General features: G+C 60.5%; 5 protein-coding genes. 1 reads left to right on the top strand and 4 read right to left on the bottom strand.

Features of this window, described 5'->3' with window-relative positions:
• Positions 1–14: 14 nt before the first annotated feature.
• Positions 15–584 carry a lipocalin family protein gene (locus tag OC610_RS21120; RefSeq protein ID WP_264430480.1) on the bottom strand — a complete coding sequence of 190 codons (570 nt, stop codon included), beginning with the start codon at positions 582–584 and terminating at the stop codon, positions 15–17.
• 42 nt (positions 585–626) lie between these two features.
• On the bottom strand, positions 627–881 hold the full coding sequence (locus OC610_RS21115; RefSeq protein ID WP_003186715.1) for a hypothetical protein: 255 nt from the start codon (positions 879–881) through the stop codon (positions 627–629).
• 284 nt (positions 882–1,165) lie between these two features.
• On the opposite strand from OC610_RS21115, the gene OC610_RS21110 reads away from it, so the two are divergent.
• Positions 1,166–3,058 (top strand): methyl-accepting chemotaxis protein, encoded by a 1,893-nt coding sequence (locus tag OC610_RS21110; RefSeq protein ID WP_264430475.1) that lies wholly within the window; start codon positions 1,166–1,168, stop codon positions 3,056–3,058.
• A 102-nt stretch (positions 3,059–3,160) separates the two neighbouring features.
• On the opposite strand, the gene OC610_RS21105 is transcribed toward OC610_RS21110, so the two are convergent.
• The gene (locus OC610_RS21105) at positions 3,161–3,757 is read right to left on the bottom strand and encodes a DUF924 family protein (RefSeq protein WP_217861057.1); all 597 of its coding nucleotides are present in this window, start codon (positions 3,755–3,757) and stop codon (positions 3,161–3,163) included.
• A gap of 3 nt (positions 3,758–3,760) precedes the next feature.
• Positions 3,761–4,771, bottom strand: a complete 1,011-nt coding sequence (locus OC610_RS21100; protein ID WP_264430470.1) for a class 1 fructose-bisphosphatase — start codon at positions 4,769–4,771, stop codon at positions 3,761–3,763.
• Positions 4,772–4,909 lie beyond the last annotated feature (138 nt).

Raw genomic sequence — 4,909 nt, 5'->3', positions numbered from 1 at the left:
GGTGTTTTACCGCATCAGTCCGAAGTCTTGGCCATCTGCCGGTCCGACGCACGCCAGACCAACCGCGTCGTGTCATACCCTTGCTGCCGCGCCTTGCTCAGCAGCTCTTCGCGTACATCGACCTTGACCGTTGGCGTACGGGACAGCAGCCACAGGTAGCGACGGCTGGGGTCGCCAACGATGGCGGTCTTGTAGTCATCGCTGACGTACAGCACCCAATATTCGCCCTTCGCCACGCCCGGCAGGACTTTCGAGAACCAGGTATCGAATTCGACCCAGAGCTTGTCGGTCTTGCCTGGCACTTGCGGGTAAGCAGTGCCCCTGGCCTCTTCCCACTTCCAATCGGAGGTCAGGCAGCGGTTGAACACGTCCACATTGCCGTCAGGCTTGAGGGTGTAGTGAGCTTCCGATTGCGCGCAGTTGCGCTGGAAATACATCGGCAGGCGGGCCAGCTCGTACCAGGTCCCTTGGTAACGCTTGAGATTGACACTGTTGACGGTCTTGGGCGCCAACGGGTCTACGCCAGAAGTGGCACAGCCGGCCAATACCAGGCCAGCCAAAAGCACAAAAACTAACCGCATCATTATTTTTTTCTCCCGTGGGCGCTTGGCCCCGGTTTACTTCAGTTACTTCAGGCCTTGGCCAGAAAACATCAACACTTTGTCACCGGCGTACTGCACGCTGATAAAGCTTTTCTGGTCGCCCCAGGTGCAGCTGGACATGCCGAGCGCGCCCGAACAGTCAGTCGGTTTTCCCAGCAACGTCTCGACCTCGGCCTTGGGCATCCCGGCCGACAGCTTCGAATAGTTTTCCTGGTTGACCTTGCTGCATGCGGTCAACACGACGCACATAAACAGCAGGGCGATAGAACGCAGCGACATGGTGTAACTCCTGGAACGGAAGGGAGGTGGCAGGGTGCCAACCTGAACCTTAGAAGAGAAAACCCCTATCTGGTTCCCCGACTCCCCCAGTATTTATTGGCCGTGCAGAGGTGTTTCACCGATGAATCAGTCAGAGTGTGACGGGGTCGTGCCTTTCGTCGGGATAACTGCCCCGGAGCCTGATGAGCCGGGCTTGCGGGCCGATAAAAAGTAACAGCGCAAAATCCTGCGTTATGGCAAATTGACTCCCTTTTTTGACCCGTCCCTTCGCGGTAGCGTTCTTAATGACCAGAAACATGAAATTCAGCCACAAAATCCTGTTGGCTGCCGCCCTTGTGGTGGCCGTCGCATTCGCCTGTTTCATCCTGTTCAACGACTACCGCCAACGACAAAGCCTCAACAGCAGCACCGAGACGTCCATGCAGGAACTCGGCAGCCTGACCAGCCGTAACATTCAGACCTGGGTCGAAGGCCGAATCCAATTGCTGCAATCGCTGGCCCAGCAAATCGCTGTCGACGGCAGCGCTGCCGACAGCCTGAAACGCGCCGTGGGCCTGCCGGCCTACACCAGCAATTTCCAGCTCAGCTATTTCGGCGGCACCGACGGCGTGATGTTCTCAGTACCGGCCGGCAATCGTGCCGCCGATTACGACCCACGCGCCCGTGGCTGGTACAAGGCCGCCAACAGCGCCCAGCAGACCATCGTCACCGAACCCTACATCGCCGCTTCGTCGGGCAAGCTGGTGATCACCGTTGCCACGCCGGTACAGCGTCAGAACCAGATGATTGGCGTGGCCGGGGCGGACATCGATCTGTCGAGCGTCAGCACCATCATCAACTCGCTGAACTTTGGCGGCCACGGTCACGCGTTCATCGTCAGCGCCGATGGCAAGATCCTCGTTCATCCGGACAGCAAGCGTGTGCTCAAGACGCTCGCCGAGGCCTATCCCAACGGTGCGCCGCAAATCAGTCCGGGCGTTAAAGAAGTCGACCTCGACGGCAAGACCCAATTCATCTCGTTCACCCAGGTCAACGGCGTCCCCGGTGCCAACTGGTACGTGGCGCTGGTGCTTGATAAAGACACAGCCCTCGCGATGCTCAGCGAGTTCCGCACCTCGGCGCTGATTGCCATGGCCATTGCCGTGGTGTTCATCATCGCGCTGCTGGGCATGCTGATCCGCGTGCTGATGCAACCGCTGCTGACCATGGGCCGCGCCATGCACGACATCGCCGAAGGCGAAGGCGACCTGACCCGCCGCCTGACCATCCACGGCCATGATGAATTCGGCGCGCTGGGCACCTCGTTCAACCGCTTCGTCGAGCGTATCCACACCTCGATCCGCGAAGTAGCCTCGGCAACCGGCCAGGTCAATGAAGTCGCCCTGCGTGTCGTCAGCGCCTCCAACTCGTCGATGTTCAACTCCGACCAGCAGGCCTCGCGCACCAGCAGCGTGGCCGCGGCCATCAACCAGCTCGGCGCCGCCGCCCAGGAAATCGCCCAGAACGCCGCCCTCGCCTCGCAGCACTCCAGCGAGGCCCGCAACTTGGCCGAAGATGGCCAGCAAGTGGTGGATAAAACCATCACGGCGATGCAGCAGCTGTCGGCCAAGATCAGCGATTCGTGCGGCAACATCGAAACCCTGAACAGCAACACGGTGAACATCGGCCAGATTCTCGAGGTGATCACCAGCATTTCCCAGCAGACCAACCTGCTCGCCCTCAACGCTGCCATCGAAGCGGCCCGGGCCGGTGAAGCCGGTCGCGGCTTCGCGGTCGTCGCCGATGAAGTGCGCAACCTGGCCCACCGCACCCAGGATTCAGCGCAGCAAGTGCAGAAGATGATCGAAGAACTGCAGGTCGGCGCGCGGGAAGCGGTGCTGACCATGACCGACAGCCAGCGCCAGAGCGAAGGCAGCGTCAGCATCGCCAACCAGGCGGGCGAACGCCTGGGCAGCGTGACCCAGCGCATCGGCGAGATCGACGGCATGAATCAATCCGTGGCCACCGCCACCGAAGAACAGACCGCCGTGGTGGAATCGATCAACGTCGATATCAACGAGATCAACACCTTGAACCAGGAAGGCGTGGAAAACCTGCAAGCCACCTTGCGCGCCTGTTCCGACCTGGAGCAGCAGGCGGCGCGGTTGAAGCAGTTGGTGGGGAGTTTCCGGATCTAGTGCTTTTGCGGGCCTTTTCGCGAGCAGGCTCGCTCCCACAAAGACAGTGATCTACTGTGGGAGCGGGCCTGCTCGCGATGGCAACAGCAGCCACGACGCAATTTAGAACCTGGACCCAGGCCTGCTCAAAAACTCCAGCTCATCCGCCGTGGACTCGCGCCCCAACACCGCATTGCGATGGGGAAAGCGTCCAAACCGGGCAATGATCTTCTGATGCCGCTCGGCATAATCCAGGTTGTCTTCAAACACCGCCCGCTGCGCCTCGGGTTGCTCCCGGACCAGCTCGATAAACCGCGACACGGCTTCGTTCTGCACCGCGAGGTTTTCGCAGTGTTCGAGGACGAGGTAGATGAATACACGCTGGATCGGTCGCAGTTGCCGGTCGAAACCCGCCGCCAGGCCCTGGGCCACCAGCGCTTGGGCACGCAGGTCGCCGGAGAAGCTTTCGGGCGCGTTGCGAAAGATCATCCGCGGAAGTTGATCCAGTAGCAGCACCAGGGCCAGCCAACCTTCCGGGCGTTGCGCCCAATCGGTCAATCCGCCGGCCAGTGCTTGCTCGACCAGATCACCGAAGCGCTCTCGTGCCTGGCGATCATGGCCTTTGCCAAACCACAGCTTGCCCTTGTCAGCCGCGATCTCATCTGGTTTTTCGGCTGTGCCAAACCACCAATCGAGCAACGGCTGCCAGGGCTCGGCCATGATTTACTCCTTGTGGTAAGCCGTGGCGCGCGCCACTTCTTCTTTCGAGCCGAGGAACACCGCCACGCGCTGGTGCAGGCCTTCAGGCTTGATGTCGAGGATGCGCTGGTGGCCGTCGGTGGAAGCGCCGCCTGCCTGCTCCACCAGGAACGACATCGGGTTGGCTTCGTACATCAGGCGCAGCTTGCCCGGCTTGGACGGCTCGCGGCTGTCGCGTGGGTACATGAACAGACCGCCACGGGTCAGGATGCGGTGTACATCGGCGACCATCGCAGCGACCCAACGCATGTTGTAGTTCTTTTTCAGCGGACCTTCTTCACCGGCCAGCAACTCTTCGACGTAGCGTTGTACCGGGGCTTCCCAGTGACGCTGGTTGGACATGTTGATGGCGAATTCCTGGGTGGTCTCAGGAATGGTGATGTCTTCGTGGGTCAGGACGAAGCTGCCCATCTCACGGTCCAGGGTGAAGCCTTTCACGCCGTGGCCCAGGGTCAATACCAGCATGGTCTGAGGACCGTAGATGGCGTAACCGGCGGCGACTTGTTCGGTACCTGGCTGCAGGAAGGCCTTTTCGTTCAGGGCTTCGTTCTGGCTCAGGTACTCGTTCGGGCAGCGCAGTACCGAGAAGATCGTACCGACCGGCGCGTTGATGTCGATGTTCGACGAGCCGTCCAACGGGTCGAATACCAGCAGGTAGGCGCCTTTCGGATACTTGCCCGGGATCTGGTAGGCATTGTCCATTTCTTCGGACGCCATGCCGGCCAGGTGACCGCCCCACTCATTGGCTTCCAGCAGGATTTCGTTGGAGAGGACGTCGAGCTTCTTCTGCACTTCGCCCTGCACGTTTTCGGTGCCCATGCTGCCCAGGACACCGCCCAGCGCGCCCTTGGACACGGCGTGGCTGATCTCCTTGCATGCACGCGCCACCACTTCGATCAAAAAGCGCAGATCGGCAGGGGTATTGTTGCTGCGGGTCTGCTCAATCAAATAGCGACTCAAGGTAACGCGGGACATGGACGGCTCCGAAGAATAGGGGGCGGAAAACCCGCGCAGTTTAGCGCGAGTCGGGACTTAATTCCTCCTATGAGACGGGATATGGAGGATTGAGTTCATATCCGGGCCTGCCAACCTGCGTAGGAGCTGTCGAGCGAA

The sequence above is a fragment of the Pseudomonas agronomica genome (assembly GCF_025917275.1).
In the GTDB taxonomy this organism is placed as follows: Bacteria; Pseudomonadota; Gammaproteobacteria; order Pseudomonadales; family Pseudomonadaceae; genus Aquipseudomonas; species Aquipseudomonas agronomica.
The sequence above is the reverse complement of the archived record's forward strand: the minus strand, read 5'-3'. Positions and strand labels throughout refer to the sequence as shown.

What these genes read in the sequence shown, in the direction of transcription:
- OC610_RS21115 (WP_003186715.1), bottom strand. Translation starts at nt 881, where the DNA reads ATGTCGCTGCGTTCTATCGCCCTGCTGTTTATGTGCGTCGTGTTGACC.
- OC610_RS21120 (WP_264430480.1), bottom strand. Translation starts at nt 584, where the DNA reads ATGATGCGGTTAGTTTTTGTGCTTTTGGCTGGCCTGGTATTGGCCGGC.
- OC610_RS21105 (WP_217861057.1), bottom strand. Translation starts at nt 3,757, where the DNA reads ATGGCCGAGCCCTGGCAGCCGTTGCTCGATTGGTGGTTTGGCACAGCC.
- OC610_RS21100 (WP_264430470.1), bottom strand. Translation starts at nt 4,771, where the DNA reads ATGTCCCGCGTTACCTTGAGTCGCTATTTGATTGAGCAGACCCGCAGC.
- OC610_RS21110 (WP_264430475.1), top strand. Translation starts at nt 1,166, where the DNA reads ATGACCAGAAACATGAAATTCAGCCACAAAATCCTGTTGGCTGCCGCC.